The organism is Bordetella flabilis, assembly GCF_001676725.1.
GTDB classification, from domain to species: domain Bacteria; phylum Pseudomonadota; class Gammaproteobacteria; order Burkholderiales; family Burkholderiaceae_B; genus Bordetella_C; species Bordetella_C flabilis.
Genome location: NZ_CP016172.1, coordinates 5,720,379 through 5,745,890, shown reverse-complemented (window position 1 = coordinate 5,745,890; position 25,512 = coordinate 5,720,379). Strand labels below are relative to the sequence as shown.

Below are 25,512 nucleotides of genomic sequence, written 5' to 3'. Positions count from 1 at the left end.
CGATGAACAACATCCGCAAAGGTGACGAAGTCATCGTCCTGACCGGTCGCGACAGGAAGCGTCGCGGCACGGTGCTGCAGGTCGTGAGCGCCGACTATGTGCTCGTTGAAGGCGTGAACGTCGTCAAGAAGCACACCAAGCCGAACCCCATGGCGAACAATCCCGGCGGCATCGTCGAAAAGACGATGCCCATCCACATCTCGAACGTCGCGCTGTTCAACCCGGCAACGGGCAAGGGCGACCGCGTGGGCGTCAAGGAAGCCGACGGCCGCAAGGTTCGCGTCTTCCGTTCCAATGGTGCCGAAGTCGGCGCCAAGGCGTAAGGAGCGAAGGACATGAGTCGTTTGCAAGACATCTACCGCAACAAGATCGTCGGCGATCTGAAGACCCAGTTCGGGTACAAGAGCCCGATGGAAGTGCCGCGGATCACGAAGATCACGCTGAATATGGGCGTGTCCGAAGCCGTGGCCGACAAAAAGGTCATCGAGCATGCCGTGTCGGATCTGACCAAGATCGCTGGCCAGAAGCCCGTGATCACCAAGACGCGCAAGGCTATCGCCGGTTTCAAGATCCGCGAGAACTATCCGATCGGCTGCATGGTCACGCTGCGCGGCGTCAAGATGTACGAATTCCTGGATCGTCTCGTGGCGGTGGCCTTCCCCCGCGTGCGTGACTTCCGCGGGGTGTCGGGTCGCGCCTTCGATGGCCGCGGCAACTACAACATCGGGGTGAAAGAGCAGATCATTTTCCCCGAAATCGAGTACGACAAGATCGACGCGCTGCGTGGGCTGAACATCAGCATCACGACCACTGCCAAGACCGACGAAGAAGCCAAGGCGCTGTTGACCGCCTTCAGCTTCCCGTTTCGTAATTAAGGGACGATGACGTGGCCAAACTCTCACTCATCAATCGCGACATCAAGCGCGCCAAGCTGGCTGACAAATATGCTGCGAAGCGCGTCGCACTGAAGGCGATCATCGACGATCAGTCGAAGACCGACGAAGAACGTTACCAAGCTCGGCTCAAGCTGCAACAGCTGCCGCGCAACGCCAATCCCACCCGCCAGCGCAATCGCTGCGCGGTCACGGGACGTGCGCGTGGCGTGTTCAGCAAGTTCGGCCTGACGCGCCACAAACTTCGCGAAATGGCGATGAAGGGTGAAATCCCCGGCATCACCAAGGCCAGCTGGTAGGAGAACGAATATGAGCATGAGCGATCCGATCGCCGATATGCTGACCCGCATCCGGAATGCGCAGCAAGTTGACAAAGTCACGGTGACCATGCCGTCCTCGAAGCTGAAGGCGGCCATTGCCTCCGTGCTGAAGGACGAGGGCTACATCGATGGCTTCGAGATCAAGGGCAGCCAGGCCAAGCCTGAGCTCGAGATCTCCCTGAAGTACTACGCGGGCCGTCCGGTCATCGAGCGCATCGAACGCGTCTCGCGCCCCGGTCTGCGGATCTACAAGGGCCGTACCAGCATCCCCGAGGTCATGAATGGCCTGGGCGTGGCCATCGTGTCGACTTCGCGCGGCGTGATGACCGACCGCAAGGCTCGCGCCACCGGCGTGGGCGGCGAAGTCCTGTGCTACGTGGCCTAAGGAGAGTCGAATGTCACGTATTGCCAAATACCCGGTCGAAGTGCCGAAGAATGTCGAAGTGACCCTGGCCGAAGACCAGATCACCGTGAAGGGCCCGCTCGGTACGCTGAGCCAGGCGCTGACGGGCGACGTCACGGTCAAGCTCGACGAAGGCAAACTCACGTTTGTCGCCGCGAACGAAAGCCGTCATGCGAACGCCATGTCGGGCACCGTGCGCGCGCTGGTCGCCAACATGGTGACGGGCGTCAGCAAGGGTTTCGAACGCAAGCTGAACCTGGTGGGCGTGGGTTACCGCGCCCAGGTGCAAGGCGACGTCGTCAACCTTCAACTTGGTTTCTCCCACGACCTTAAGCACAAGCTGCGCCCCGGGATCAAGGCGGAATGCCCGACCCAGACGGAAATCATCATCCGTGGCGCCAGCAAGCAGGTTGTTGGTCAAGAGGCGGCCGAAATCCGCGCCTACCGCAAACCCGAACCCTACAAGGGCAAGGGCGTGCGCTATGCGGACGAACGCGTCGTCATCAAAGAAACCAAGAAGAAGTAACGGCGGACGCAAGGACGAATCATGGACAAGAAAACATCCCGTTTGCGTCGTGCGGTTCCCACCCGCCGGAAGATCAACGAACTGCGCGTTCATCGCCTGTCGGTCTTCCGCTCGAACCTGCACATCTACGCGAACATCATTTCGCCGGAAGGCGATCGCGTGCTGGTCAGCGCTTCCACCGTCGAGCCCGAAGTGCGTACGCAGCTGGCCGGCCAATCGGGCGGCAACAAAGCTGCCGCGGAAATCGTCGGCAAGCGCGTGGCTGAAAAGGCCAAGGCCGCCGGTATCGAACTGGTCGCCTTCGATCGCTCGGGCTTCCGTTACCATGGCCGCGTGAAGGCGCTGGCCGATGCCGCGCGTGAAGCCGGCCTCAAGTTCTAAGCGAGGATCAGTCAAATGGCTAAACCACAAGGCAAAGGCGCCGTGGAAAAAGAGAACGACGACGGCCTGCGCGAAAAAATGATCGCGGTAAACCGCGTCAGCAAGGTGGTAAAGGGTGGTCGCACCATGAGCTTTGCCGCCTTGACCGTGGTCGGTGACGGCGATGGCCGTATCGGCATGGGCAAGGGCAAGGCGCGTGAAGTGCCGGTGTCGGTGCAGAAGGCGATGGAACAGGCCCGCCGCGGCCTGTTCAAGGTTGCCCTGAAGAACGGCACGCTGTATCACACCGTGGTGGGCAAGCATGGCGCCTCCACCGTGATGATCTCGCCCGCTCCTGAAGGTACCGGCGTGATCGCTGGCGGCCCGATGCGCGCCATTTTCGAGGTGATGGGCGTTCGCAACGTGGTTGCGAAGAGCCTGGGCTCGAGCAATCCGTACAACATGGTTCGCGCCACGCTGAACGGCCTGCGCGCCTCCATGACCCCGTCGGAAGTTGCCGCCAAGCGTGGCAAGACCGTCGAAGAGATCTTGGGGTAAATCATGGCTCAGAAGCAGATCAAAGTCACCCTGGTGCGCTCGGTCATTGGTACCAAGCAATCCCACCGCGACACCGTGCGCGGCCTGGGCCTGCGTCGTATCAACAGCACGAGCATCCTGCAGGATACGCCCGAGGTGCGCGGCATGATCCGTAAAGTGGATTATCTCGTCACCGTCACGGAAGTCTAAGGAATCGCGATGTCGGATATTCAACTCAACTCGCTGAAGCCCGCCGAAGGCGCCAAGCATGCCAAGCGCCGTGTCGGCCGCGGCATCGGCTCGGGCCTGGGCAAGACCGCCGGTCGCGGTCACAAGGGCCAGAAATCGCGTTCGGGCGGCTTCCACAAGGTCGGTTTCGAAGGCGGTCAGATGCCGCTGCAGCGTCGCCTGCCCAAGCGTGGGTTCACCCCGCTCGGCCAGCACCTGTATGCGGAAGTCCGCCTGTCCGACCTGCAGAAGGTCCCGGTCGACGAAATCGACGTGCAAGTGCTCAAGCAGGCCGGCGTGGTCGGCCAGCAGGTTCGTTACGCCAAGGTCATCAAGTCTGGTGAACTGTCGCGCAAGGTGGTGCTCAAAGGCATTACCGCGACGGCGGGCGCTCGCGCCGCCATCGAAGCCGCGGGCGGCTCGCTCGCTTGACGTGAGGTGAAGATTGGCTAACGCACAGGCACTGGGCAAGACCGGCACGCGATACGGCGATCTGAAGCGCCGTTTCGTGTTCCTCGTGCTCGCCCTGGTGGTGTACCGCCTGGGCACCCATATTCCCGTTCCGGGCATCAATCCGGACGCGCTTGCTGATCTGTTCCAACAGAATCAGGGCGGGATCCTGGGCCTGTTCAACATGTTCTCGGGCGGAGCGCTGTCGCGTTTCTCCATCTTCGCCCTCGGGATCATGCCGTACATCTCGGCATCCATCATCATGCAGCTGATGTCGGTGGTCGTTCCATCGCTCGAAGCGCTGAAGAAGGAAGGCGAGGCCGGCCGCCGCAAGATCACGCAGTACACGCGCTACGGCACGGTCGTGCTGGCGCTGGTGCAGGCGGTGGGTATTTCGGTGGCGCTGGAATCGCAGCCGGGCCTGGTGACGGACCCCGGCATGTTGTTCCGTTTCACCACGGTCGTGACGCTGTTGACCGGCACCATGTTCATCATGTGGCTGGGCGAGCAGATCACCGAACGGGGATTGGGCAATGGTATTTCCATCCTGATCTTCGCCGGTATCGTGGCGGGGCTGCCCTCGGCGTTGGCGGGCTTGCTGGACCTGGTGCGGACGAACTCGATGTCGGTGCTGTCGGCCCTGTTCATCGTGGCCCTGGTGGTGGTGGTGACGGCGTTCGTCGTGTTTGTCGAGCGCGGTCAGCGCAAGATCACGGTGAACTACGCCAAGCGCCAGGTGGGGAACAAGGTCTACGGCGGCCAGAGCTCGCATCTGCCGCTCAAGCTGAACATGGCCGGCGTGATTCCGCCCATCTTCGCTTCGTCGATCATCCTGTTCCCGGCGACGATCACCAGCTGGTTCTCCAGCAGCGAGCACATGCGCTGGCTGGGTGACCTGGCCGCGGCGCTGTCGCCGCGCCAGCCGCTGTACATCACCTTGTATTCGGCCGCGATCATTTTCTTCTGCTTTTTCTATACGGCCCTGGTGTTCAACAGCCGCGAAACTGCAGACAACCTGAAGAAGAGCGGTGCCTTCGTTCCAGGCATCCGCCCCGGCGAGCAGACCGCACGCTATATCGACAAGATATTGATGCGCCTGACGCTGGCGGGAGCGTTGTACATCACGCTGGTGTGCCTGTTCCCCGAGTTTCTGGTCATGCGTTGGAACGTGCCGTTCTATTTCGGCGGTACGTCGCTGTTGATTATTGTCGTGGTGACAATGGACTTCATGGCTCAGGTCCAGGCCTACATGATGTCCCACCAGTACGATTCACTGCTCAAGAAGGCGAACTTCAAGGGCTCGAACTCGAACCTGCCGATGCGTTAGCGAAGAGAATGTCAAAGGACGACGTCATACAGATGCAAGGCGAGGTTGTGGAGAACCTGCCCAACGCGACGTTTCGCGTCAAGCTCGAAAATGGCCACATGGTTCTTGGCCATATATCCGGCAAGATGCGCATGCATTACATCCGGATCCTGCCGGGCGACAAGGTCACAGTGGAGCTCACGCCCTATGATCTGTCGCGAGCCAGGATCGTCTTCCGCGCGAAGTAAGCGGGCGGTTTACGGAATAACAGGGAGTCACCCATGAAAGTATTGGCATCGGTTAAGCGGATCTGCCGCAACTGCAAAATCATCAAACGCCACGGCGTGGTGCGGGTCATCTGCACCGACCCGCGGCACAAGCAGCGTCAGGGCTGAGCGCCAGCCATAACGCAACAGATTTATTCAAGGAATAGTCATGGCCCGTATTGCTGGCATTAATATCCCGCCGCATCAGCACGCCGAGATCGGCCTGACCGCCATTTTTGGTATCGGTCGTACGCGCGCCCGCAAGATTTGCGAAGCTGCTAATGTGCCGCTGTCCAAAAAGGTCAAGGATCTCACCGACGCCGAGCTGGAGCGTATCCGCGAACACGTCGGTGTGTTCACCGTCGAAGGTGATCTGCGTCGCGAGGTTCAACTGTCGATCAAGCGCTTGATCGACCTGGGAACCTATCGTGGCATGCGTCATAAGCGCGGTTTGCCCGTGCGCGGCCAGCGCACCCGCACCAACGCCCGTACCCGCAAGGGTCCGCGTCGTGCTGCGGCGTCCCTGAAGAAATAATCGAGGAACAGGATTATGGCGAAAGCTTCCACCAGCGGCGCCTCACGCGTGCGCAAAAAGGTAAAGAAGAACGTTTCGGACGGCATCGCGCACGTCCACGCGTCCTTCAACAACACCATCATCACCATTACCGATCGCCAGGGCAACGCCTTGTCCTGGGCGACCTCGGGTGGTGCGGGCTTCAAGGGTTCGCGCAAGTCGACTCCGTTCGCGGCTCAGGTTGCCGCCGAAACGGCCGGCCGCGTCGCGCTGGAATACGGCATCAAGACCCTGGAAGTGCGCATCAAGGGACCCGGCCCCGGCCGTGAGTCGTCGGTGCGTGCGTTGAATGCGTTGGGCATCAAGATTTCGAGCATTGCCGATATCACGCCCGTTCCGCACAACGGCTGCCGTCCGCCCAAGCGTCGTCGTATTTAAGGGGAATCCTCGTGGCACGTTATATTGGACCCAAATGCAAGCTCTCGCGGCGCGAGGGCACCGACCTGTTTCTGAAGAGCGCTCGCCGTTCGCTGGATTCCAAGTGCAAGCTGGACTCCAAGCCCGGCCAGCATGGCCGTACCTCGGGCGCTCGCACGTCCGACTACGGTCTGCAGCTGCGTGAGAAGCAGAAACTCAAGCGTATGTACGGCGTGCTGGAAAAGCAGTTCCGCAAGTACTTCCAGGAAGCCGACCGCCTGCGTGGCAACACCGGCGAAAAGCTGATCCAGCTGCTGGAATCGCGCCTGGACAACGTGGTGTATCGCATGGGCTTCGGCTCCACGCGTGCCGAAGCGCGCCAGCTCGTCAGCCACCGCGCCATCGAGCTGAACGGCCATACCGCCGACATCGCTTCGATGCTGGTCAAGGCCGGCGACGTCATCACGGTTCGCGAGAAGGCCAAGAAGCAAGGCCGTATCCGCGAATCGCTGGATCTGGCGACCAGCATCGGCCTGCCGCAGTGGGTCGAAGTCGACACCAGCAAGATGGCCGGTGTCTTCAAGCAGGCCCCCGATCGCGCCGACGTCGCTCGCGACATCAACGAATCGATGGTCGTGGAACTGTACTCGCGCTGATAAGGTCGCGCTGCGGCGACGCAGCGCTGCCGGCGCGACGCGCATTCCCGCGTTCGTCCGTATTGCCCGTTCGATCGACCCGCAAACGTCCTTCCGGACGCTGCGGGTCTACGGGTTTTTGAAAGTGGTGCTTTTCGTGGGGCAAGTCCTGCGGAAGAACCGCCATATTCCATATCCACTTCCATCAGCCTTATCGGTGTAACGAGCCGAGGGTATTGAAAAGGAAACAAGGCAATGTCCACTCAAGGTTTTCTGAAACCGCGCTCCATCGAAGTCGAGCCCGTTGGGACCCACCATGCGAAGATCGTCATGGAGCCCTTCGAGCGCGGTTACGGCCATACGCTGGGCAACGCCCTGCGCCGCATCCTGCTCTCGTCCATGACGGGGTATGCGCCGACCGAAGTACAGATGACCGGTGTGGTCCACGAATACTCCACCATTCCGGGCGTGCGCGAGGATGTCGTCGACATCCTGCTGAACCTGAAAGGTGTGGTCTTCAAGCTGCACAATCGCGATGAAGTCACCCTGGTGCTGCGCAAGCAGGGCGAAGGCGCGGTGCTGGCCAGCGATATCGAACTGCCCCACGACGTCGAGATCATCAATCCGAATCACACGCTGTGCAACCTGACGGAAGCCGGCAAGATCGAGATGCAGATCAAGGTCGAGAAGGGGCGCGGCTATGTGCCGGGCAATGTGCGCGCGCTGTCGGAAGACCGCACGCATACCATCGGCCGCATCGTCCTGGACGCGTCCTTCAGCCCCGTGCGCCGCGTCAGCTATGCCGTGGAAAGCGCGCGTGTTGAACAGCGCACCGACCTGGACAAGCTGGTGCTGGACATCGAGACCAACGGCGTGATCTCGCCCGAGGAAGCCGTGCGGCAAGCCGCGCGCATCCTGATGGACCAGATCTCCGTGTTCGCCGCGCTGGAAGGTGCGGGCGATTCGTACGAAGCCCCGGTCCGCGGCACGCCGCAGATCGACCCGGTGCTGCTGCGTCCGGTGGACGACCTGGAGCTGACGGTGCGTTCGGCCAACTGCCTGAAGGCCGAAAACATCTACTATATCGGCGACCTGATCCAGCGTACCGAGAACGAATTGCTGAAGACGCCCAACCTGGGCCGCAAGTCCTTGAACGAAATCAAGGAAGTCCTGGCGGCGCGCGGCCTGACGCTCGGCATGAAGCTGGAGAGCTGGCCGCCCCTGGGCCTGGAACGTCCCTGATCGTTTGTTGTTTCGTACAGGCGGGACCGCAAGGGCGGTCCTGCTTCCCGCACCGGACCGCGACATGCCTGCATGCCGATAGAAGATCCGGATAACCCGGCAGCCGCAAGGCCGTCTTTAGATTCAAAAAGGAAGTCGTTATGCGTCACGGTAATGGTTTGCGCAAGCTCAACCGCACCAGCAGCCACCGTCTTGCCATGTTCCGCAACATGGCTGTTTCGCTGATCACTCACGAAGCAATCAAGACCACGCTGCCCAAGGCGAAAGAACTGCGCCGCGTCATCGAGCCCCTGATCACGCTGGGCAAAGAGCCCACGCTGGCGAACAAGCGGCTGGCATTCGCCCGTCTGCGCGATCGCGACGCCGTGGTCAAGCTGTTTGCCGAAATCGGCCCGCGCTACGCTGCCCGCAACGGCGGCTACACCCGTGTGCTGAAGATGGGTTTCCGTCAGGGCGACAACGCTCCCATGGCCTTCATGGAGCTGGTGGACCGTCCCGAAGTCGCGGAAACGGAAGCGGAAGGCTCCGCCGAGTAAAACCGGCTGGTGTCTGCACGACAAAGGGCGAGCCTGGCGGCTCGCCTTTTGTTTTTGCGGCGCGCCACGTCATGCCACGCCGCGGCGGCCGGGCCGCGCCAGCCGATAAAATGCAGTCGTGGCCATGACCGGCGCCGGCCGGCCCCAGTGAACAGGAGAGTGTGATGTCCGACGACGATATAGTGCTGGTGATCAGCAATGCACCCGATCTTCTGTTGGCCAAGCGCATTGCGCACGTGGTGGTCGAGGACGGGCTTGCCGCGTGCGTGAACCTCGGTGCGCCGATGCTGTCTATCTACACCTGGAAGGGCGAGGTTGAAGGCGCGGAAGAGGTGCCCATGTGGTTCAAGACCACGGCGGCGCGCATGGACGCGTTGATGGAGGCGATCACCCGCCTTCATCCTTATGAAGTACCGGAGATCATCGCGGTGCCGATAATCGGCGCCGCCCAGCCGTATCGCGACTGGGTGCGTGAGCAAACTGCCTTGCGCGAGACCGGCCATTGAGGGGTACCCATGCGGTTTGCGTTGACCAGGGCTAGTCACGGATGCGCCGTCCGCTCACGGACGCGGACGCGGCTTATGCTATGGCTCTGGCTGATGCTGGCAAGCCTGGCCATGCCCTTGCAGGCCGCGCGCGCCGCCGACGACTTCCTGCCGCCGGAGCAGGCTTTTGTTTTTTCGGCCACGATGGCGTCGCCAAATACCCTCCGCATCGACTACCAGGTGGCGCGGGGCTATTACATGTATCGGGAGCGGTTCGCCTTCGCCGTGCAGCCCGAGGGCGCGGTGACGCTCGGCGAGGCGGTCTTCCCGCCAGGCGAGGTGAAGTACGACCCGACCTTCGAAAAAAATATGGAGGTCTATCACCGTCCCCTTTCGATACAACTGCCCTTGGGCCCGGGCGCCGGGACCTTCACCCTCGCGGTGACGGGCCAGGGCTGCGCCGACAAGGGCGTGTGCTATCCGCCCATGACTCACACGGTGGCGCTGCGCGCGGTGGCGGGGGGCTACCAGATCGCCGGAACGCAGCCGGGCGGCTTCTCCGCCGCACCGTCGAGCGGCACCGGTCTTGGGCTGACGTCGGCCAGCGGCAGTGCGGCTCTTGCCTCGTCCGCCGGGCCCGGCTCGGCCAGCGCAGCGCCGGGCGCTACCACGTCCGGCGGCCTCGCCGCCCTGGCGCGCAGCGACGATGTGGGCCTGGCGGGGGCCATCGCCGGGATGGGCTTGCTGAAGACCGCGGCGGTATTCCTGGTGCTGGGCGTGTTGCTGTCCCTGACGCCTTGCGTCCTGCCCATGATTCCCATCCTGTCGTCGCTGGTCGTTGGAGGCCACGCGCATGGTGGACCGTCGCGGCGCCGTGGCCTGGGCCTGGCGGCCGCGTATGTGCTGGGCATGTCGATCATCTACACGGCGCTTGGCGTGGCCGCCGGGTTGAGCGGCGCCGGCCTGGCTGCGTGGCTGCAGACGCCCTGGATACTGATGCTGTTCGCGGCCCTGCTGGCCGCGCTGTCGCTGGCGATGTTCGACGTGTATACCTTCCAGGCGCCGGCCTGGCTGCAGAGCGGCCTGTCGGCGCGGGCGGGGCGTATTCCGGGCGGCCGGGCCACGGGGGCGTTCCTGATGGGGGCGGTGTCCGCGCTGATCGTCGGGCCGTGCGTGGCGGCGCCGCTGGCCGGGGCGTTGCTGTATATCTCGCAGACGGGCGATGTGATGCTGGGCGCCGTGGCGTTGTTTGTGATGGCGTGGGGCATGGGCGTTCCCCTGCTGGTGGTTGGGGCGTCGGCGGGCAGCGTGCTGCCGCGGGCAGGGGCGTGGATGGATGGGGTCAAGCGGCTGTTCGGCATGTTGCTGCTGGGCACTGCATGGTGGATGTTGATCCCCTTGCTGCCCGTCTGGGTCCAGATGGTGGGTTGGGGCTTTCTTGCCATTGTCGGCGCGGTGATGTTGCGCGCCTTCGAAGCGCTGCCGGCCGGGGGCGGGGCGGGAAGAATGTTCGCCAAGGGCCTGGGGCTGCTGCTGGCCCTGGTCGCAGTCATCTGGGTGGTGGGCGCCGCCAGCGGTGGCCGCGACGTATGGCGGCCGCTGTCGCACCTGGCGCAAGGCGACGCACGCTACGTCGTGGCGGGTGCCAGCGGGCTACCCGCCAGCGCCGGTGCGGGACCGGCGCTGGCGGGCGCGCGTGGCGATATCCCGGCGGCGACGGCCCACGGCCTTGCCTTCGCGCCGGTGCGATCGGTGGCCGAGCTGGATGCCATGCTGGCCAATGCCGACCGCCCGGTTCTGCTGGATTTCTATGCGGACTGGTGCGTGTCCTGCCGCGAGATGGAGCAGTTCACCTTCACCGATCCGGCAGTGGCGGCACGCATGTCCGGCATGCTGCTGTTGCGTGCCGACGTGACGGCGAATAACGCCGACGATCGCGCGCTGCTGAAGCGGTTCCGTCTTTTCGGGCCGCCCGGCATCATGTTCTTCAGTGCCGGAGGCCGCGAGCTGAGCGATATCCGCGTGATCGGTTTCCAGGACGCAGGGCGGTTCGTCGAATCGCTGGATCGGGTCGCGCGCGCTTCCCCGGCCGGAGACGGTGGGCCGAAATAGCGTTGCCGTGCGGGCATGGCTCGCGCATGAGGCTTTTCTGGTAGCGGCGGCAAGACGGGCTCGCTATCTTGCGGGGCTTTCGAGGTTCGAATGATGTGCCGGCCATCGGTCGCATACGGACAGCGAGACGCACACAGCCACACCGCATCCAGGAGCCCTTTTGCGCCGAGTCAGCACGCCCACTTCCCACCGGGTCGCTTTCGACCTGACTCGCAACACCGTACATCCCGTGGCGGGCCGGAGCGAGTATGACCGCACGGCGTTTCCGGGGCGGCCGCCCTTGCCGACCGCGCCGCCCGAAACCTTGCGGGACCATGTGGCGGGTCTCATCTACATTGCCGGCGATCTTGCCGACAAGGCGGCGGATCCCCGCCTTGCCCACAGGCCCGGCCTCAAGGAAAAAGCGGATCGCGCACGCGACCAGGCCTGGGAGTATCTCCGGAGGGTCGAGCCGAGGATGCTGGCAAGCCCCAATCCCGCGTTGAGGAAAGACGCCGAGGACTTCACCAAGCGCCTTATCGAAGTGGACCGTAAACTGCGCGGGCGCAAAGGCGCGTCGATATGGACAAGCTGCTGGCGCTAGCAGCAGGCCCGCCAGCGATCCACGGCCAGCCCCCCGAAACCAGCGCGGGAAACGGTAGCCTCGAAGAAGCCGGCCCCCCGGACGCTAGCCCTTCTGCTCCTGCCCCTTGAGCAACTGTGCCGCCTCGATGGCGAAATAGGTCAGCACGCCGTCCGCGCCGGCGCGCTTGAAGCCCAGCAGCGATTCCATCATCACCTTGTCGTGGTCCAGCCATCCATTGGCCGCGGCGGCCTTCAGCATGGCGTATTCGCCGCTGACCTGGTAGGCGAAGGTCGGTACGCGGAAAGCGTCCTTGACCCGCCGCAGGACGTCCAGATAGGGCATGCCGGGCTTGACCATCACCATGTCGGCGCCTTCGTTCAGGTCGGCGGCGACTTCGCGCAGCGCCTCGTCGATGTTGCCCGGATCCATCTGGTACGCGGCCTTGTTCGACTTGCCCAGGTTGGATGCCGAGCCGACCGCGTCGCGGAACGGGCCGTAGAAGGCGCTGGCGTACTTGGCCGAGTACGCCATGATGCGCGTATGGATGTGCTGGGCGTCTTCCAGGCCCTGGCGGATGGCGCCGATACGGCCATCCATCATGTCGCTCGGCGCGACGATATCGACGCCGGCGTGCGATTGCACCAGGGCCTGCTTGGTAAGGATCTCCACCGTCGGTTCATTCAGCACATAGCCGGACTCGTCGATGAGCCCGTCCTGTCCATGGCTGGTGTACGGATCCAGGGCCACGTCGGTCAGGATGCCCAGCTCCGGAAAGCGTTTCTTGAGCTCCGTCACCACGCGCGGGATCAGGCCGTCCGGGTTGGTCGCCTCGATACCGTCGGGCGTTTTCAGCGCGGCATCGATAACGGGAAACAGCGCCATCACGGGGATTCCCAGGCTGACACAGCTTTCCGCCACCGGCAGCAGCGTATCCAGCGAATAGCGCACCACGCCGGGCAGCGACGAAACCGGCTGGCGCAGGCCCTTGCCTTCGGCGACGAAGACCGGATAAATGAGATCGTTGGCCGTCAGCGTGTTCTCCCGCACCAGGCGGCGCGTGAAATCGTCACGGCGCAGGCGACGCGGACGGGAAGCGGGAAAACCGGCGGATACGATGTAAGGGTTCATGGGACTACCTTGGGTGAGATCCAGTTTTCGATATGCTCGCCGGCCTCTTCCAGGCCGATGCGGTTGGGCGCCGAGAAGGGCACAGTATGCAGCGCGCCGATGTCCGCCAATTCTTTCTTGACCGCGAATACCGCCCGCATGCGCTGTCCGTAGGGCAGCTTGTCGGCCTTGGTCAGCAAGGCCAGCACCGGCCGGCCGGTGGGAGCGATGAAGTCCACGAGCCGGCGATCGAGGTCCGTCACGCCGCGCCGGATGTCCACCAGCAGCACGACGCCGACCAGCGACGTGCGTGTGGCCAGGTAGCCGCCCAGCAGCTCCGCCCATTTGTCGCGCTCGTCGTGGCTGATGGCCGCGTAGCCGTAGCCCGGCAGGTCCACCAGGAAGCCCATGGGCCGCTCGGGATCATAAGGGTCCGGCAGGCCGAACATATTGATCAGCCGCGTGCGTCCCGGCGTCTTGCTGGAGAAGGCCAGCCGGCGCTGGTTGGTCAGGACATTGATGGCGGTGGACTTGCCCGAGTTGGACCGGCCCACGAAACAGACTTCCGGCGCACCGGGGGCGGGCAGCTGGTCTATGCGGGCTGCCGAAACGAAGAAGGAGGCGCGATGAAGGAGGGACACGGGAGAGGGGTCAAGGAGGGCTGTGGGCCCTATTGTATAATCCGGCGTTTGCAAGGGTGGGCGCCAGCCCCCTCGGTGTAGCACGCCGCGTCGCATCACCAATCTCGGAAAACACCGCGGAACACCGACAGGTGGCAGGCGAATGGAAAACATAGGCAAATCATAAGCGGCGCGCATCGAGCGCCGTGTATCGATGCTGCGAACGTCGAGGTTTTCATGAAGCGTGTGCTGTCCCGGATGTTGGTAGTAGGCGGGTTGATGCTGGGTACGACCGCCGTTTTCCCCAGTTTCGCGGCCGATGCAACGGCGCCCGCGGCCAAGCCGGACGCGGCCAAGGGCGAACAGCTCTACACCAATGGCGATCCCTCGCGCGGCGTCCTGGCCTGTGTCAGCTGTCATGGGGCGGGCGGCAATAGCACCATCCCCGCCAATCCGAATATCGCTGCCCAGCCGCACGAATACCTTGCCAAGCAATTGAGCGACTTCCAGCTCAAGGAAGGCGCCAAGGTACCCGTTCGTAGCGGACCGGAAGGCAACCCCACGCCGATGACCGCCATCGTCCAGCAGCTCACGCCGCAGGACATGGCCAACGTCGCGTTGTACCTGTCCACCCAGCAGTTGAAGGAGCCCGCCACCGCCGGGCAGAAATCGCTGGTCGAACGCGGCGAACGTATCTGGCGCGCCGGCCTGGCCGATCGCCAGGTGCCCGCCTGCGCCAGCTGCCACGCCGCCAACGGGGCCGGTATCCCGGCCCAGTATCCGCGCCTGTCGGGCCAGTTTCCTTCGTATATCCAGGAACAACTGGTCCTCTTCCAGAACGGGTATCGCAACAACAGCGAACCCATGCACAGCATTGCCAGTCGCATGACCGCCGACGACATCAAGGCCGTCTCGGACTACGCCGCGGGCTTGCGCTGACCGAAACCGCCGGTCCCGAACCATCCCGGGATCGCACTGTCTGAAGGAAGGGGGCCGTCGGGTTCATCGGCGACCCCCTTTTCGTATGCATCCGAACCAGCCGTCCCACCGCCATTCCCTGCGCACCCTGCCCGCCGACGCTTTCGAGCTGATGGGTTCCATGCGCTTTGCCGTCAGCCTGCTGATGTTCATCTGCGTGGCGAGCATCGTCGGGACGGTGTTGGTGCAGAACCAGTCGTCGTCGGCCTATATCGACCAGTTCGGCCCCTTCTGGTACGCCGTCTTCGATAAATTCTCGCTCTGGCACGTCTACAACAGCTGGTGGTTCCTGCTGATCATGACCTTCCTGGTGGTCTCCACCGGGGTATGCCTGACGCGCAACGCGCCGAAGATGCTGCGGGACGCCGTATCGTTCCGCGAATACGTGCGCGTATCCAGCCTGCGCGCCTTTCCGCAACGCGTGGAGTTCGACAACGCCGCGCCGGCCGCCGACACCGCCGGGCGCGTCCGCGAACTGTTGAAGCGGCAAGGCTACGCGCTGAAGGAACGCCAGGACGGCGACGGCGTGCTGCTGGCTGCGAAAAAGGGAAGCGCCAACCGGCTGGGCTATGTGTTCGCGCATACCGCGATGATCGTGATCTGCGTGGGCGGCCTGCTCGATAGCGAGATGCTGGTGCGGCTGCAAGTCTGGCTGGGGGGCAAGCATCCCATCGTGGAGAACATGCTTATAAGCGAGGTTCCCCCCAGCGGCCGGCTTTCGATGAACAACCCCAGCTTCCGGTCCAGCATGATGATCCCGGAAGGGGGGCGCGCCAACAACGCGGTGGTGATGGTAGGCGACGGCGCGCTGGTGCAGCCGATTCCCTTCACCCTGACCCTGAAGAAGTTCATCGTCGACTATTACTCTACCGGCATGCCGAGCCGTTTCGCCAGCGAAGTCGAAGTGCGCGATCCCGACACCGGCAAGACCTTCGACCAGACCATCGAGGTGAACGAGCCGCTGCGCTACAAGGGCGTGACCGTGTACCAGTCCAGCTTCGATGATGGCGGCAGCACGGTCAAGCTGCTGGGCTACCCCTTGAAGGGCGCGAGCGCGCAGCCCTTCAGCGTGTCGGGCACGGTTGGCAAGGCGGCCGAAGAGGGCAAGGACGTGCCGGCGGATGTCCGCGACCTGCGCGTGGACATCACGGCGCTGCGACCCATCAATGTCGAGGACCTTTCCGGCGGCACGCCGCAGGCGCCGCGCGACTTCGCGCAGGACGTGGCCTCGGTGGCGGGCAGCGCGGCAGGCAAGAAGAACGAGCACCTGCGCAATGTGGGACCCAGCGTCGAATACCGCCTGGTCGATGCCAGCGGCCAGTCCCATGAGTTCCGCAACTACATGCTGCCCGTGGTCCTGGACGGCTTCCCGGTGTTCCTGGCCGGGGTGCGCAACAACGCCGGCGAGAACTATCGCTACCTGCGCCTGCCGGCGGACGACGACAACTCCGTGGCCGAATTCATGCGTGTGCGGGCCTTGCTGGCCGACCCGCAGGCCAGGGTGGAAGCCGCGCGCCGTTTCGCCGACAAGAACGCGGCGCCAGGCACCGACCGCCAGCCCCTGCAGACGGCGGCGGAGCGCGCCCTGCAGACGTTTTCGGAAGGCGGCCTGCAGGCCGTGGCCGGTTTCCTGCAAAGCAATGCGCCGCCCTCCGAGCTGGAACGCGCCGCCGATATCGTGGTGCGCCTGATCGGCGCGACGGTTGCCGAACTGCGCGTCATGGAGCGCGAGCGCGCCGGCCTGGCGCCGCTGCCCGTGGACGGCGAGGCCGGCGAACGCGCCGCGGTCTGGTCGCGGGTGGCCGTGGCGGCGCTGTCCGACCTGGCCATGTACCCGGCACCGGTTTTCTATTCGCTGGCGGATTTCAAGCAAGTGCAGGCCAGCGTGTTCCAGGTCAGCCGCACGCCCGGCAAGCGCATTGTCTACCTGGGCTGCCTGCTGCTGATCCTTGGCGTGTTCAGCATGTTCTATATCCGCGACCGGCGAGTGTGGGTGTGGGTCGCGCCGGGGCCGCAGGGCCAGGGCAGTACGGTACACGCGGCCATGACGTCGCAGCGGCGTACACTGGACTTCCATCGTGAATTCGAAAGACTCCAAGCGGCGCTGCTGCGCCTGAAGCAGTGAGGTAGCACATGTCCCAATCCGCACTATCCTCCTCGTCGCACGATACGCTCTGGGAGCAGGACATCGCCGAAAGCGGCGACGCGCGTATCCGGCGCGGCCGCCCCGACTGGACGGACGCGGTGTTCTTCCTGCTGCTGGCCGCGGGCGCCGGCTACGCGCTGACTCGCTTCGCCGGGTCCATGGACTATTACGAGAAGCTGATCCTGGGCGGCGCCGTGGTGGTGTTGACGTGGCTGGGGTGGCTGTGGCGCCCGCTGCGCCGGTTGATGATTGCCGTGGCGCTGGCCGCCGGCCTGGCCGTAATGCTGTACGGGCAGGACCTGGCGCGCGCCGAGCAGGTGTTTTTCCTGAAGTACCTGCTGTCGTCGCAGTCGGCCATTCTGTGGATGTCCGCGCTGTTCGTCCTGGCGACGGCCTGTTATTGGCTGGGCCTGTTCAGCCCGACGGCGGCCTGGCTGGGTACGGCGCTGACCTGGGCCGCGGTCTTCGCCGGCGTGACCGGCATGCTGGTGCGGTGGCGCGAAAGCCACATGATGGGCCCCGACCTGGGCCATATCCCGGTCAGCAACCTGTACGAAGTCTTCGTGCTGTTCTCGCTGATCACCGCCCTGTTCTACCTGTACTACGAGCGCCGCTACGCCACGCGCGCGCTAGGCGGCTTCGTCCTGCTGATCATCTCGTCCGCCGTGATGTTCCTGCTGTGGTACGCCTTCACCCGCGACGCCGCGCAGATCCAGCCGCTGGTGCCGGCGCTGAAAAGCTGGTGGATGAAGCTGCACGTGCCGGCCAATTTCATTGGATACGGCACCTTTTCGCTGGCGGCCATGGTCGGCTTCGCCTACCTGGTGAAGGAGCACGGCGAAACCACGTCCTGGCGAAAATTGACGCCGCTGTTCGTGCTGGGCGTGCTGCTCTGCGCGGAGCCCATGGTGTTCCGTACGGGCGGCCTGTCGGCGGCCTGGATGCTGTACTTCGGCGTGGGCGCCGTCATCGTCGGCGCCATTCTGCTGGGCCGGCGCCGGGTCGCCGCCGCGCTGCCGCCGCTGGCCGTGCTGGACGACATCATGTACCGCGCGATTTCCATCGGCTTCGCGTTTTTCACGGTCGCGACGATACTGGGCGCGCTGTGGGCGGCCGACGCCTGGGGCGCCTACTGGCAGTGGGACCCCAAGGAGACCTGGGCCCTGATCGTCTGGCTGAACTATGCCGCCTGGCTGCACATGCGGCTGATCAAGGGCCTGCGCGGCGCCATGGCGGCTTACTGGGCGCTGGTCGGGCTGCTGGTCACCGGTTTCGCTTTCCTGGGGGTGAACATGTTCCTGTCCGGCCTGCACTCGTACGGACAGCTGTAGCGGCGTAGGCGCGCTTTGAGCGCGCCTTCGTCCCTGCCATAGGGAAAAAAGGCGCTTCGGCGCCTTTTCCTTTCATGGCTTGGAGGGGCGGCGGCCTTGCAACGGCGAAGCGTCCGGCCGCACCGCGTCAAGGCAGCGTGGATTCCCCGCGCAGCAGGTCCGTCACCGTTTCGCGCTGGCGGATCACGTGGTACTGGGCGCCGTCGACCATGACCTCGGCCGCGCGTGGACGGGTGTTGTAGTTGCTTGCCATCACCATGCCGTAGGCGCCGGCGGATTCCACGGCCAGGACATCACCGCGCTCGATGGCCAGCGCGCGGCCCTTGGCCAGCCAGTCGCCGCTTTCGCAGACCGGGCCGACCACATCGTATTCGAGCGGCACGCCGTCACGCGGGCTGACGGGCAGAACCCCATGCCAGGCGTCGTACAAGGTCGGACGCAGCAAGTCGTTCATGGCTGCGTCCACGATGGCGAAGTTGCGTGCTTCCGCATGCTTCAGGAACTGCACCGTCGTGAGCAGCACGCCTGCATTGCCGACCATCGAACGCCCCGGCTCCAGGATGAGCTTCAGATGGTCCAGGCCGCGGGCCTGGAGCCGCGCATAGACCTGGTCGAGCAAGGTGGCCGGCGCGAGCGGCGTTTCGTCGGTGTAGCGGATGCCCAGCCCGCCGCCCAGGTCCAGATGCTCGATCTCGATATCGCTGGCCTTCAGGGTGTCGATCAGGGCCAGCAACTTATCCAGCGCGTCCAGATAGGGCGCGACTTCGGTGATCTGCGAACCGATGTGGCAATCGACGCCGGTCAGCCGCAGACCGGGCAGCGCGCCGGCGGACTGGTACACCCGCAACGCATCGGCGATGGCGATGCCGAATTTGTTCTCTTTCAACCCCGTGGAAATATAGGGATGCGCGCCCGCGTCGACGTCCGGATTGACGCGCAGCGACACATTGGCCTGTTTGCCGATGGACACCGCCACGTCGGAAAGCAAATGCAGCTCGGCTTCCGATTCCACGTTGAAGCACTTTACGCCGGCGTCCAGGGCCTGGCGTATTTCCCAGGCCTGCTTGCCGACGCCGGAGAAAACGATCTTGGCCGGGTCACCGCCCACGGCCAGTACGCGCTGCAGCTCCCCGCCCGATACGATGTCGAAGCCGGCGCCCAGGCGCGCGAATTCTTTCAGCACCGCCAGGTTGGAATTGGCCTTCATGCCGTAGCACACCAGGATGTCGCGGCTGCCGATGGCGTCGCGATACGAAGCCCAGGCGGCCTGCAGCGCGGCGCGCGAATAGACGTACAGGGGCGTGCCGAGCCGTTCGGCCAGCAATTGCAGCGGGACGCCTTCCGCGTACAGCGCGCCGTCCTGGAAATGGAAATGCGGGTGGCCGGCCGGCAGGGCGGCCCCGGATAGGGAGGGCGTCATTGTTGGGAGGCGGACGGCGGATAATCGGGATAGGCGGTGGTGATGTGGACACCGGGCGCCGCGCCGAAGCTGAGCGGGGCGATCACCTTGGGCAGGCGGTCGGAATCGGCCGGCCCCGTCGGCAGGTAGAGCGGGCCTTTGTACCCGCATGCCGCCAGCGACGCGGTGCTCGCCAGCGTAGCTACAATGCGAAGAGCGGTACGGCTGAATGCCGGATAGGACACTGGGAACTCCGTAATTCTTGCAGACTGGATTATGAACGAAACCGAATTCCTTGCGTTGGCGGGGCAGGTACTGGACCGCATCGAAAGCCAGGCGGACGACTGGGCGGGGTCGCTCGACGTCGACGTGGAGGCCAGCCGCAGCGGCAACGTGCTGACGCTGGTCTTCGAGGACGACACGCACGTCGTCGTCAACAGCCAGGCCGCCATGAAGGAAATGTGGGTGGCGGCGCGCAGCGGCGGCTTCCATTACCGCTACGATGGCCAGCAATGGCTCGACACCCGCGGCGGGCCGGCGTTGCCGGACGCCTTGTCGCAGATCTGTTCGGACGCGGCCGGCGTACCGATCAAAGTACAGGTATAGCGCCGCAGCGGTGCAAGCGCGCGGGCCCGGCCCGCGCGGCGCCTTACTGCCCCGGGACCGAACCTTCGCCGAAACTCGTCCCCGCGGGGCGGCGGTTCGGATCCCCGTCGTTGTTCGACGTGCGCAGGGCGTTCAACAGATCGCCCAGGCCGTCCGGCGCGGGCAGGCCCAGGCGGGCAACGGCCTGGCCGGGCGGGAATTCGGCGAAATAGTAGTCGCCGCCCTCGGCGATCAGGCCATCCGGCTTGGGCCGCTGCTTCTGTTCCGGCACGCCTTTCAGCATGTCCTGCATATAGTTCAACCAGATCGGCATCGCCACGCCGCCGCCGGTTTCGCGCGCGCCGAGCGAGCGTGGCTGGTCATAACCCAGCCAGGCCGTCGCGACCAGGCTCGGCGTATAGCCCGAGAACCAGGCGTCGACGGACTCATTGGTGGTGCCCGTCTTGCCGGCGATGTCGTTGCGCTTCAGGACAACGCGGGCGCGTGCGGCGGTGCCATAGGTGGCGACACCGCGCAGCATGTCGTCCATGATGAACGCCGTGCGGGGGTCGATGGCGCGCGCCGCCGAGTCGCCCGCGATCAGCGGTTTGGCCTGCATGATGATCTTGCCGCTGCCGTCGGTGACGCGGTCGATCAGGTACGGCGTGATGCGGTAGCCGCCGTTCGCGAAGACGGCGTAGGCGCCGGCCAGCTGCATCGGCGTCACTGACCCCGCTCCCAGCGCCAAAGGCAGGACCGCCGGCTGGCGCGACTTGTCGAAACCGAAACGGGTCAGATAGTCCTGCGCATACTGCGGCCCGATGGCCTGGATGATGCGGATGGAGACCATGTTCTTGGACTTGTACAGCGCCTGCCGCATGGTGAGCATGGGCTCGTACTCGTTGCCGTAGTTCTTGGGGTTCCAGGCCTTGGAGCCCGTCTGGGCGGCGCTGAGCGAAAACGGCTGGTCGGAGATCTGCGTGGCCGGCGTCAGGCCGCGCTCCAGGGAAGCGGCGTACACGAAGGGCTTGATATTCGACCCCGGCTGGCGCCAGGCCTGCGTCACGCGGTTGAAATTGCCGCGATAGAAGTCGAAGCCGCCGACCATCGCGCGGATGCCGCCATCCTGCGGCGACAGCGACACGAAGGCCGCCTGCACCGACGGCATGTTGATGACTTCCCAGTCGTTGGCGCCGAGCTTGTGGATGTACACCACGGATCCGCGGCGGATGCGCAGATCGTCCTTGGCCTTGGGATTGAGCGCACGGGCGACGATGGACAGCGTTTTCTTGTCGTTGATGGTGATGACTTCGCGCGAGCTGCGCACCAGCTTGATTTCGGTGGGGCTGGCCGACAGCACCACGGCCACCAGCAGGTCGTCGCTGTCGGAATACTTGTCCAGCACGCCATCGAGCAGTTCGTCCAGGGCCTGGGGGTCTTTTTCGATCCCGGCCGGCAGGTCGAGCTGGGCTTCCGGCCCCGGATAGGGCGCGCGGCGCGTGTATTCCAGAACCCCCTCGCGCACGGCGCGATACGCGGATTCCTGGTCCTTCGACTGCACCGTGGTGTAGATGTTCAGGCCGCGCGAATAGACATTGTCCTGGTAGACGCCGTACAACAGCTGGCGCGCCAGTTCGGCGACATATTCGCCGTGGATGGCATAGCCGCCCGCCGGCGTGCCTTCCGCCGACTTGATGACGATGGGCTGGGCCATCGCCTGCTGGTATTCCGTGTCGGTCAGATAGCCCAGGCTGCGCATCCGCCCCAGCACGTAGTGCTGGCGCAATTCGGCGCGCGGCAGGTTCGACATGGGATTGAAGCGGGAAGGGGCCTTGGGGATGCCCGCCAGCATGGCGGCTTCGGCCGGTGTGATCTGCGAGAGCGGCTTGCCGAAATACGTGCGGGAGGCAGCCGCGAAACCGTAGGCCCGATGACCCAGATAAATCTGGTTCATGTACAGCTCGAGGATCTGGTCCTTGCCGAGGCTGGCCTCGATCTTGAACGTGAGCAGCAGTTCGTAGAACTTGCGGGTGTAGGTTTTTTCGGAGGACAGGTAGAAGTTGCGGGCCACCTGCATGGTGATGGTGCTGGCGCCCTGAGACTTCGACATATTGACCAGGTTGGTCAGGCTGGCACGCACCACGCCCATCCAGTCGATGCCGCCATGCTGGTAGAAACGATCGTCCTCGGCCGCCAGCACGGCGGATTTCATGACATCCGGGATCTCGTTGAAGCGCAGCACATTGCGCCGCTCGTCGCCGAATTCACCGATGAGCACCTTGTCGGCGGTGTACACCCGCAGCGGAATGCGCGGACGGTAGTCCGTCATGGCGTGCAGGTCGGGCAGATTGGGCCAGGCGAGCGCGAGCGCCATCCCTCCCAGCAGCAGTCCGCACAGGACCAGACCACCGCAAAAGATGCCTAGCTTGACGAAAAAACGGAAAAAGGGGGAGCCGCTCGAATCGGGCTTTTCTTTCTTCGACGGGGGAGTCTGGGGCTTACTCATCGCCGCGATTTTACGGGCAACTGGGCACGCGGCCTGCGCCGGGGGCCCGGTTTCTGTAACAGCGTGGTTCAGTGTGGCGCCCCGGCAACTGATCCGGATGGGATAATACGCAAATGAACGCGCCCCGACCCGATTGTGCGGCCGCCATGCCAGCCGCCGAACGTGAATCCGATGCCTGCGCCCCCGTATGCGCGCCGCAGCGGGTCACCCTGCCTTACGACACGCCCATCTTCCTGGTGGGCATGATGGGGGCCGGCAAGACGACCATCGGCCGTTCGCTGGCACGCGTGCTGGGCCGCGAATTTGTCGACCTGGATCACGAACTGGAATCCCGCTGCGGGGTACGCGTGCCGGTGATCTTCGAGATCGAAGGGGAAGCCGGATTCCGCAAGCGCGAATCGACCGCGCTGGCGCATTGCGCGGCGCGCCGCGGCATCGTGCTGGCCACCGGCGGGGGTGCCATCCTGGCGCCCGAGAACCGCGCCGTGCTGCGCGAACAGGGCATCGTCGTCTACCTGCGCGCCAGTGTCGACGAGCTGTATCGCCGCACCTGCCGCGACCGCAACCGGCCGCTGCTCGCCACCGCTGATCCCCGCGGGACCCTGCGGGACCTGCTGACGCTGCGCGAACCGCTCTATCGCGAAGTCGCGCACCTGACCATGGAAACCGGCTGCACGCCCATCAGCACGCTGGTCAAGCACCTTCTGCCCAAACTGCAAGCCTACGAGAAGCAAGCATGAATCTTGTCGATGTCGATGTGCCCGGCGCACGCTACCCCATACGCATTGCACCGGGAAGGCTCGACCATTTGAACGAGGCCGTGCCCGCCGACGCCACCACGATCGGGCTGGTGACCAATCCCACCGTGGCGGCGCTTTACGGCGATCGGGCCGAGCGCGCGCTGGCGGCGACAGGGCGCCGGGTGGTGCGCATCGAACTGCCCGACGGCGAGGCGCACAAGGACCTGGAGACGCTGAACCGGATCTTCGACACGCTGCTGTCCAGCGGCTTCGACCGCCGCTCGGTGCTGGTGGCGCTGGGCGGCGGCGTGATCGGCGACATGACGGGATTCGCCGCGGCCGTCTATATGCGCGGTATCCGCTTCGTGCAGGTGCCTACGACGCTGCTGGCTCAGGTGGATTCATCGGTTGGCGGCAAGACGGGCGTGAACCATCCGCTGGGCAAGAACATGATCGGCGCTTTCCACCAGCCCGTGGCGGTGGAGATCGACACGGACGTGCTGGCCACCCTGCCGCCGCGCGAGGTATCGGCGGGGCTGGCCGAGGTCATCAAGTACGGCATGATCCTGGACGAGCCGTTCTGGGCCTGGTGCGAGGACCATGCCGCGCAACTGCGCGCCCTGGATCCCGAGACCCTGGGCCACGCCATCCGCGTGTCCTGCGAACTGAAGGCGCAGGTGGTTGCCAAGGACGAGCGCGAATCGGGCCTGCGTGCCATCCTTAACCTGGGCCACACCTTCGGTCATGCCATCGAGTCCGGCCTGGGGTATGGACAATGGCTGCACGGCGAAGCGGTCGGCTGCGGCATGGTGCAGGCCGCCGAACTGTCCGCGGAAGTGGTGGGCTTTCCGCACGCCGATGTGGAACGCGTCAGGAAGCTGGTCGCGGCCATCGGCTGCCCCACCACGGCGCCCGACCTCGGCGTCGAACGCTGGCTGGCCCTGATGCGGGTGGACAAAAAAGCGGAGGGCGGCGAGATCCGCTTCGTGATGACGCCACGTATCGGCCACGCCATCACCGGCGGCGCGCCGGAAGACGCGGTGCGCCGGGTGCTGGCCCGCACCGTCGGCTGAAGCACGCCGGGGCCCGTCCGAACCAAGGAGAAAGCGGTCCGTCATGGAAGAACTCGCATCGTACGCCGTGCATTCCGCGCGCAGCCAGGGCCGCGCGCATGCGGAAGCGCCGCCGCAGAACCGCACCGAATTCCAGCGCGATCGCGATCGCATCATCCATTGCGGCGCCTTCCGCCGCCTGGAGTACAAGACCCAGGTCTTCATCAACCATGAAGGCGATCTCTTCAGGACGCGGCTGACCCATAGCCTGGAAGTCGCGCAGATCGCCCGCACGGTGGCGCGCAGCCTGCGCGTGAACGAGGAACTGACCGAAGCGATATCCCTGGCCCACGACCTGGGACACACCCCCTTCGGCCATGCCGGGCAGGACGAGTTGAATGCCTGCATGCACGAGCTGGCGCCGCGCGCCGGGGGCTTCGAGCACAATCTGCAGAGCCTGCGCGTGGTGGACGAGCTGGAAGAGCGCTACGCCGCCTTCAACGGCCTGAACCTGTGCTTCGAAACGCGGGAAGGCATACTCAAGCACTGCTCGCTGGCGCACGCCCGCCAACTGGGGCCCGTGGCCGAACGCTTCCTGCGCAAGCGCCGTCCTTCGCTTGAAGCGCAGGTGGCCAACCTGGCCGACGAAGTGGCCTATAACAATCACGATATCGACGACGGCTTGCGCTCCGGCCTGCTGACGGTGGAGCAACTGCAGGAAATCGACATGTTCGCCCGCCACCATGCGGACGTGGTGCGCGCGCATCCCGACGTCGCGCCCCGGCGCCTGCTGGCCGAGACGATACGGCGCATGATCAATACGTTGATCGTCGACCTGACCGCCACCACGGCGGCGCGCATCGCGCAGTACCGGCCGCAGACGGTGGACGACGTGCGCGATGCGCCGCCCCTGGTCGGTTTCTCCGAAGGCATACGCGCCGAGGCGGACGAGCTGAAGCGTTTTCTCTTCGAAAACCTGTATCGGCACTTCCGCGTACTGCGCATGACGACCAAGGCGCGCCGCATCGTGCGCGACCTGTTCACCGCGTTTCTATCCGATCCGCGCCTGCTGCCGCCGGATTACCAGCGCCGTTTCGACGGCGGCCAGGCGCGCGCCATCGCCGACTACATCGCCGGCATGACCGACCGCTACGCCATACGGGAACACAGGCGGCTGTTCGATATGTCGTGAGCGCCGCGGCGTGAGCCGCGGTGTCGGCCGATGCTTCAGCGGATTACCTGGCTGCTGCTTC

The 25,512-nt window shown here is 64.7% G+C and carries 32 protein-coding genes; 27 read left to right on the top strand and 5 right to left on the bottom strand.

Annotated features, from left to right (window positions below):
* The first annotated feature begins 2 nt into the window (after positions 1–2).
* The 20 genes from rplX (at position 3) to BAU07_RS25530 (ending at position 11,813) form a co-directional block, all read left to right on the top strand.
* Positions 3–323 (top strand): 50S ribosomal protein L24, encoded by a 321-nt coding sequence (gene rplX, locus BAU07_RS25625; RefSeq protein ID WP_066664165.1) that lies wholly within the window; start codon positions 3–5, stop codon positions 321–323.
* 12 nt (positions 324–335) lie between these two features.
* A complete protein-coding gene (rplE, locus tag BAU07_RS25620; protein ID WP_066664162.1) occupies positions 336–875 on the top strand; it encodes a 50S ribosomal protein L5 in 540 nt (179 codons plus the stop codon).
* An 11-nt stretch (positions 876–886) separates the two neighbouring features.
* Positions 887–1,192 (top strand): 30S ribosomal protein S14, encoded by a 306-nt coding sequence (rpsN, locus tag BAU07_RS25615; protein WP_066664157.1) that lies wholly within the window; start codon positions 887–889, stop codon positions 1,190–1,192.
* A gap of 10 nt (positions 1,193–1,202) precedes the next feature.
* A complete protein-coding gene (gene rpsH, locus BAU07_RS25610) occupies positions 1,203–1,598 on the top strand; it encodes a 30S ribosomal protein S8 (RefSeq protein WP_066664155.1) in 396 nt (131 codons plus the stop codon).
* A 10-nt stretch (positions 1,599–1,608) separates the two neighbouring features.
* Complete coding sequence (rplF, locus tag BAU07_RS25605; RefSeq protein ID WP_066664153.1) at positions 1,609–2,142, top strand: 50S ribosomal protein L6; 534 nt, start codon at positions 1,609–1,611, stop codon at positions 2,140–2,142.
* Positions 2,143–2,163: 21 nt separating this feature from the next.
* Positions 2,164–2,523: a 50S ribosomal protein L18 gene (rplR, locus tag BAU07_RS25600; protein ID WP_066664143.1), complete on the top strand. Its 360-nt coding sequence runs from the start codon at positions 2,164–2,166 to the stop codon at positions 2,521–2,523.
* Positions 2,524–2,538: 15 nt separating this feature from the next.
* Entirely contained in the window at positions 2,539–3,060 is a 522-nt protein-coding gene (gene rpsE / locus BAU07_RS25595) for a 30S ribosomal protein S5 (protein WP_066664136.1), read from the top strand.
* A gap of 3 nt (positions 3,061–3,063) precedes the next feature.
* Positions 3,064–3,249, top strand: coding sequence for a 50S ribosomal protein L30 (rpmD, locus tag BAU07_RS25590; RefSeq protein WP_066664134.1), 186 nt, complete (start codon positions 3,064–3,066; stop codon positions 3,247–3,249).
* A 9-nt stretch (positions 3,250–3,258) separates the two neighbouring features.
* Positions 3,259–3,699, top strand: coding sequence for a 50S ribosomal protein L15 (rplO, locus tag BAU07_RS25585; RefSeq protein WP_066664132.1), 441 nt, complete (start codon positions 3,259–3,261; stop codon positions 3,697–3,699).
* A 13-nt stretch (positions 3,700–3,712) separates the two neighbouring features.
* Entirely contained in the window at positions 3,713–5,044 is a 1,332-nt protein-coding gene (gene secY, locus BAU07_RS25580; RefSeq protein ID WP_066664130.1) for a preprotein translocase subunit SecY, read from the top strand.
* Between the two features lie 8 nt (positions 5,045–5,052).
* Positions 5,053–5,271 carry a translation initiation factor IF-1 gene (gene infA / locus BAU07_RS25575; RefSeq protein WP_066664128.1) on the top strand — a complete coding sequence of 73 codons (219 nt, stop codon included), beginning with the start codon at positions 5,053–5,055 and terminating at the stop codon, positions 5,269–5,271.
* A gap of 33 nt (positions 5,272–5,304) precedes the next feature.
* On the top strand, positions 5,305–5,418 hold the full coding sequence (gene rpmJ / locus BAU07_RS25570; RefSeq protein ID WP_066357345.1) for a 50S ribosomal protein L36: 114 nt from the start codon (positions 5,305–5,307) through the stop codon (positions 5,416–5,418).
* A gap of 40 nt (positions 5,419–5,458) precedes the next feature.
* Positions 5,459–5,824, top strand: a complete 366-nt coding sequence (gene rpsM / locus BAU07_RS25565; protein ID WP_066664125.1) for a 30S ribosomal protein S13 — start codon at positions 5,459–5,461, stop codon at positions 5,822–5,824.
* Positions 5,825–5,839: 15 nt separating this feature from the next.
* On the top strand, positions 5,840–6,241 hold the full coding sequence (rpsK, locus tag BAU07_RS25560; protein WP_006216516.1) for a 30S ribosomal protein S11: 402 nt from the start codon (positions 5,840–5,842) through the stop codon (positions 6,239–6,241).
* Between the two features lie 11 nt (positions 6,242–6,252).
* A complete protein-coding gene (gene rpsD, locus BAU07_RS25555) occupies positions 6,253–6,876 on the top strand; it encodes a 30S ribosomal protein S4 (protein WP_066664123.1) in 624 nt (207 codons plus the stop codon).
* Between the two features lie 234 nt (positions 6,877–7,110).
* Positions 7,111–8,097, top strand: coding sequence for a DNA-directed RNA polymerase subunit alpha (locus tag BAU07_RS25550; protein WP_066664122.1), 987 nt, complete (start codon positions 7,111–7,113; stop codon positions 8,095–8,097).
* Between the two features lie 140 nt (positions 8,098–8,237).
* Positions 8,238–8,633 (top strand): 50S ribosomal protein L17, encoded by a 396-nt coding sequence (gene rplQ, locus BAU07_RS25545; RefSeq protein ID WP_066664120.1) that lies wholly within the window; start codon positions 8,238–8,240, stop codon positions 8,631–8,633.
* A 161-nt stretch (positions 8,634–8,794) separates the two neighbouring features.
* Positions 8,795–9,139 carry a divalent-cation tolerance protein CutA gene (cutA, locus tag BAU07_RS25540; RefSeq protein ID WP_066664118.1) on the top strand — a complete coding sequence of 115 codons (345 nt, stop codon included), beginning with the start codon at positions 8,795–8,797 and terminating at the stop codon, positions 9,137–9,139.
* Between the two features lie 9 nt (positions 9,140–9,148).
* Positions 9,149–11,230, top strand: coding sequence for a protein-disulfide reductase DsbD (gene dsbD, locus BAU07_RS25535; protein WP_084025996.1), 2,082 nt, complete (start codon positions 9,149–9,151; stop codon positions 11,228–11,230).
* Between the two features lie 280 nt (positions 11,231–11,510).
* Positions 11,511–11,813 (top strand): hypothetical protein, encoded by a 303-nt coding sequence (locus tag BAU07_RS25530; protein WP_157122448.1) that lies wholly within the window; start codon positions 11,511–11,513, stop codon positions 11,811–11,813.
* 84 nt (positions 11,814–11,897) lie between these two features.
* Here BAU07_RS25530 and hemB read toward each other — a convergent pair whose 3' ends face one another.
* Both hemB and yihA read right to left on the bottom strand, forming a co-directional pair.
* Complete coding sequence (hemB, locus tag BAU07_RS25525; RefSeq protein ID WP_066664106.1) at positions 11,898–12,923, bottom strand: porphobilinogen synthase; 1,026 nt, start codon at positions 12,921–12,923, stop codon at positions 11,898–11,900.
* Positions 12,920–13,543, bottom strand: coding sequence for a ribosome biogenesis GTP-binding protein YihA/YsxC (gene yihA, locus BAU07_RS25520; RefSeq protein WP_066664104.1), 624 nt, complete (start codon positions 13,541–13,543; stop codon positions 12,920–12,922). The genes hemB and yihA overlap by 4 nt, the downstream gene beginning before the upstream one ends.
* Positions 13,544–13,759: 216 nt before the next feature.
* Here yihA and BAU07_RS25515 point away from each other — a divergent pair, with 216 nt between their 5' ends.
* The 3 genes from BAU07_RS25515 to ccsB all read left to right on the top strand — a co-directional run bounded on the left by BAU07_RS25515 (position 13,760) and on the right by ccsB (position 17,977).
* Positions 13,760–14,461 (top strand): c-type cytochrome, encoded by a 702-nt coding sequence (locus BAU07_RS25515; RefSeq protein ID WP_198168852.1) that lies wholly within the window; start codon positions 13,760–13,762, stop codon positions 14,459–14,461.
* Positions 14,462–14,546: 85 nt separating this feature from the next.
* Positions 14,547–16,625, top strand: coding sequence for a cytochrome c biogenesis protein ResB (locus BAU07_RS25510; RefSeq protein ID WP_066664102.1), 2,079 nt, complete (start codon positions 14,547–14,549; stop codon positions 16,623–16,625).
* A gap of 8 nt (positions 16,626–16,633) precedes the next feature.
* A complete protein-coding gene (gene ccsB / locus BAU07_RS25505) occupies positions 16,634–17,977 on the top strand; it encodes a c-type cytochrome biogenesis protein CcsB (protein WP_066664100.1) in 1,344 nt (447 codons plus the stop codon).
* Positions 17,978–18,104: 127 nt separating this feature from the next.
* Here ccsB and lysA read toward each other — a convergent pair whose 3' ends face one another.
* Positions 18,105–19,397 (bottom strand): diaminopimelate decarboxylase, encoded by a 1,293-nt coding sequence (lysA, locus tag BAU07_RS25500; RefSeq protein ID WP_066664098.1) that lies wholly within the window; start codon positions 19,395–19,397, stop codon positions 18,105–18,107.
* Entirely contained in the window at positions 19,394–19,621 is a 228-nt protein-coding gene (lptM, locus tag BAU07_RS25495; protein ID WP_066664097.1) for an LPS translocon maturation chaperone LptM, read from the bottom strand. Before lptM ends, lysA begins: the two co-directional genes overlap by 4 nt.
* Before the next feature lie 31 nt (positions 19,622–19,652).
* On the opposite strand from lptM, the gene cyaY reads away from it, so the two are divergent.
* Positions 19,653–19,982, top strand: a complete 330-nt coding sequence (gene cyaY, locus BAU07_RS25490) for an iron donor protein CyaY (protein ID WP_066664093.1) — start codon at positions 19,653–19,655, stop codon at positions 19,980–19,982.
* A 43-nt stretch (positions 19,983–20,025) separates the two neighbouring features.
* Here cyaY and BAU07_RS25485 read toward each other — a convergent pair whose 3' ends face one another.
* On the bottom strand, positions 20,026–22,467 hold the full coding sequence (locus BAU07_RS25485; RefSeq protein WP_066664091.1) for a penicillin-binding protein 1A: 2,442 nt from the start codon (positions 22,465–22,467) through the stop codon (positions 20,026–20,028).
* A 113-nt stretch (positions 22,468–22,580) separates the two neighbouring features.
* On the opposite strand from BAU07_RS25485, the gene BAU07_RS25480 reads away from it, so the two are divergent.
* The 3 genes from BAU07_RS25480 to BAU07_RS25470 are packed head-to-tail and all read left to right on the top strand — an operon-like array spanning position 22,581 to position 25,451.
* On the top strand, positions 22,581–23,207 hold the full coding sequence (locus tag BAU07_RS25480; protein ID WP_066664081.1) for a shikimate kinase: 627 nt from the start codon (positions 22,581–22,583) through the stop codon (positions 23,205–23,207).
* Positions 23,204–24,280 (top strand): 3-dehydroquinate synthase, encoded by a 1,077-nt coding sequence (gene aroB / locus BAU07_RS25475; protein ID WP_066664078.1) that lies wholly within the window; start codon positions 23,204–23,206, stop codon positions 24,278–24,280. Before BAU07_RS25480 ends, aroB begins: the two co-directional genes overlap by 4 nt.
* A gap of 43 nt (positions 24,281–24,323) precedes the next feature.
* A complete protein-coding gene (locus BAU07_RS25470; protein ID WP_066664075.1) occupies positions 24,324–25,451 on the top strand; it encodes a deoxyguanosinetriphosphate triphosphohydrolase in 1,128 nt (375 codons plus the stop codon).
* Positions 25,452–25,512 lie beyond the last annotated feature (61 nt).

Excerpts from the sequence above, each read along its gene's own strand:
- rpmD (WP_066664134.1), top strand. The coding sequence starts at position 3,064 with ATGGCTCAGAAGCAGATCAAAGTCACCCTGGTGCGCTCGGTCATTGGT.
- rplE (WP_066664162.1), top strand. The coding sequence starts at position 336 with ATGAGTCGTTTGCAAGACATCTACCGCAACAAGATCGTCGGCGATCTG.
- rplO (WP_066664132.1), top strand. The coding sequence starts at position 3,259 with ATGTCGGATATTCAACTCAACTCGCTGAAGCCCGCCGAAGGCGCCAAG.
- rplF (WP_066664153.1), top strand. The coding sequence starts at position 1,609 with ATGTCACGTATTGCCAAATACCCGGTCGAAGTGCCGAAGAATGTCGAA.
- BAU07_RS25480 (WP_066664081.1), top strand. The coding sequence starts at position 22,581 with ATGAACGCGCCCCGACCCGATTGTGCGGCCGCCATGCCAGCCGCCGAA.
- dsbD (WP_084025996.1), top strand. The coding sequence starts at position 9,149 with ATGCGGTTTGCGTTGACCAGGGCTAGTCACGGATGCGCCGTCCGCTCA.
- lysA (WP_066664098.1), bottom strand. The coding sequence starts at position 19,397 with ATGACGCCCTCCCTATCCGGGGCCGCCCTGCCGGCCGGCCACCCGCAT.
- BAU07_RS25515 (WP_198168852.1), top strand. The coding sequence starts at position 13,760 with ATGAAGCGTGTGCTGTCCCGGATGTTGGTAGTAGGCGGGTTGATGCTG.
- hemB (WP_066664106.1), bottom strand. The coding sequence starts at position 12,923 with ATGAACCCTTACATCGTATCCGCCGGTTTTCCCGCTTCCCGTCCGCGT.
- aroB (WP_066664078.1), top strand. The coding sequence starts at position 23,204 with ATGAATCTTGTCGATGTCGATGTGCCCGGCGCACGCTACCCCATACGC.
- rpsM (WP_066664125.1), top strand. The coding sequence starts at position 5,459 with ATGGCCCGTATTGCTGGCATTAATATCCCGCCGCATCAGCACGCCGAG.
- ccsB (WP_066664100.1), top strand. The coding sequence starts at position 16,634 with ATGTCCCAATCCGCACTATCCTCCTCGTCGCACGATACGCTCTGGGAG.
- rpsE (WP_066664136.1), top strand. The coding sequence starts at position 2,539 with ATGGCTAAACCACAAGGCAAAGGCGCCGTGGAAAAAGAGAACGACGAC.
- BAU07_RS25510 (WP_066664102.1), top strand. The coding sequence starts at position 14,547 with ATGCATCCGAACCAGCCGTCCCACCGCCATTCCCTGCGCACCCTGCCC.
- rpsK (WP_006216516.1), top strand. The coding sequence starts at position 5,840 with ATGGCGAAAGCTTCCACCAGCGGCGCCTCACGCGTGCGCAAAAAGGTA.
- BAU07_RS25550 (WP_066664122.1), top strand. The coding sequence starts at position 7,111 with ATGTCCACTCAAGGTTTTCTGAAACCGCGCTCCATCGAAGTCGAGCCC.
- rplX (WP_066664165.1), top strand. The coding sequence starts at position 3 with ATGAACAACATCCGCAAAGGTGACGAAGTCATCGTCCTGACCGGTCGC.
- rpsH (WP_066664155.1), top strand. The coding sequence starts at position 1,203 with ATGAGCATGAGCGATCCGATCGCCGATATGCTGACCCGCATCCGGAAT.
- infA (WP_066664128.1), top strand. The coding sequence starts at position 5,053 with ATGTCAAAGGACGACGTCATACAGATGCAAGGCGAGGTTGTGGAGAAC.
- rpmJ (WP_066357345.1), top strand. The coding sequence starts at position 5,305 with ATGAAAGTATTGGCATCGGTTAAGCGGATCTGCCGCAACTGCAAAATC.
- rplQ (WP_066664120.1), top strand. The coding sequence starts at position 8,238 with ATGCGTCACGGTAATGGTTTGCGCAAGCTCAACCGCACCAGCAGCCAC.
- cyaY (WP_066664093.1), top strand. The coding sequence starts at position 19,653 with ATGAACGAAACCGAATTCCTTGCGTTGGCGGGGCAGGTACTGGACCGC.
- BAU07_RS25485 (WP_066664091.1), bottom strand. The coding sequence starts at position 22,467 with ATGAGTAAGCCCCAGACTCCCCCGTCGAAGAAAGAAAAGCCCGATTCG.
- rplR (WP_066664143.1), top strand. The coding sequence starts at position 2,164 with ATGGACAAGAAAACATCCCGTTTGCGTCGTGCGGTTCCCACCCGCCGG.
- BAU07_RS25470 (WP_066664075.1), top strand. The coding sequence starts at position 24,324 with ATGGAAGAACTCGCATCGTACGCCGTGCATTCCGCGCGCAGCCAGGGC.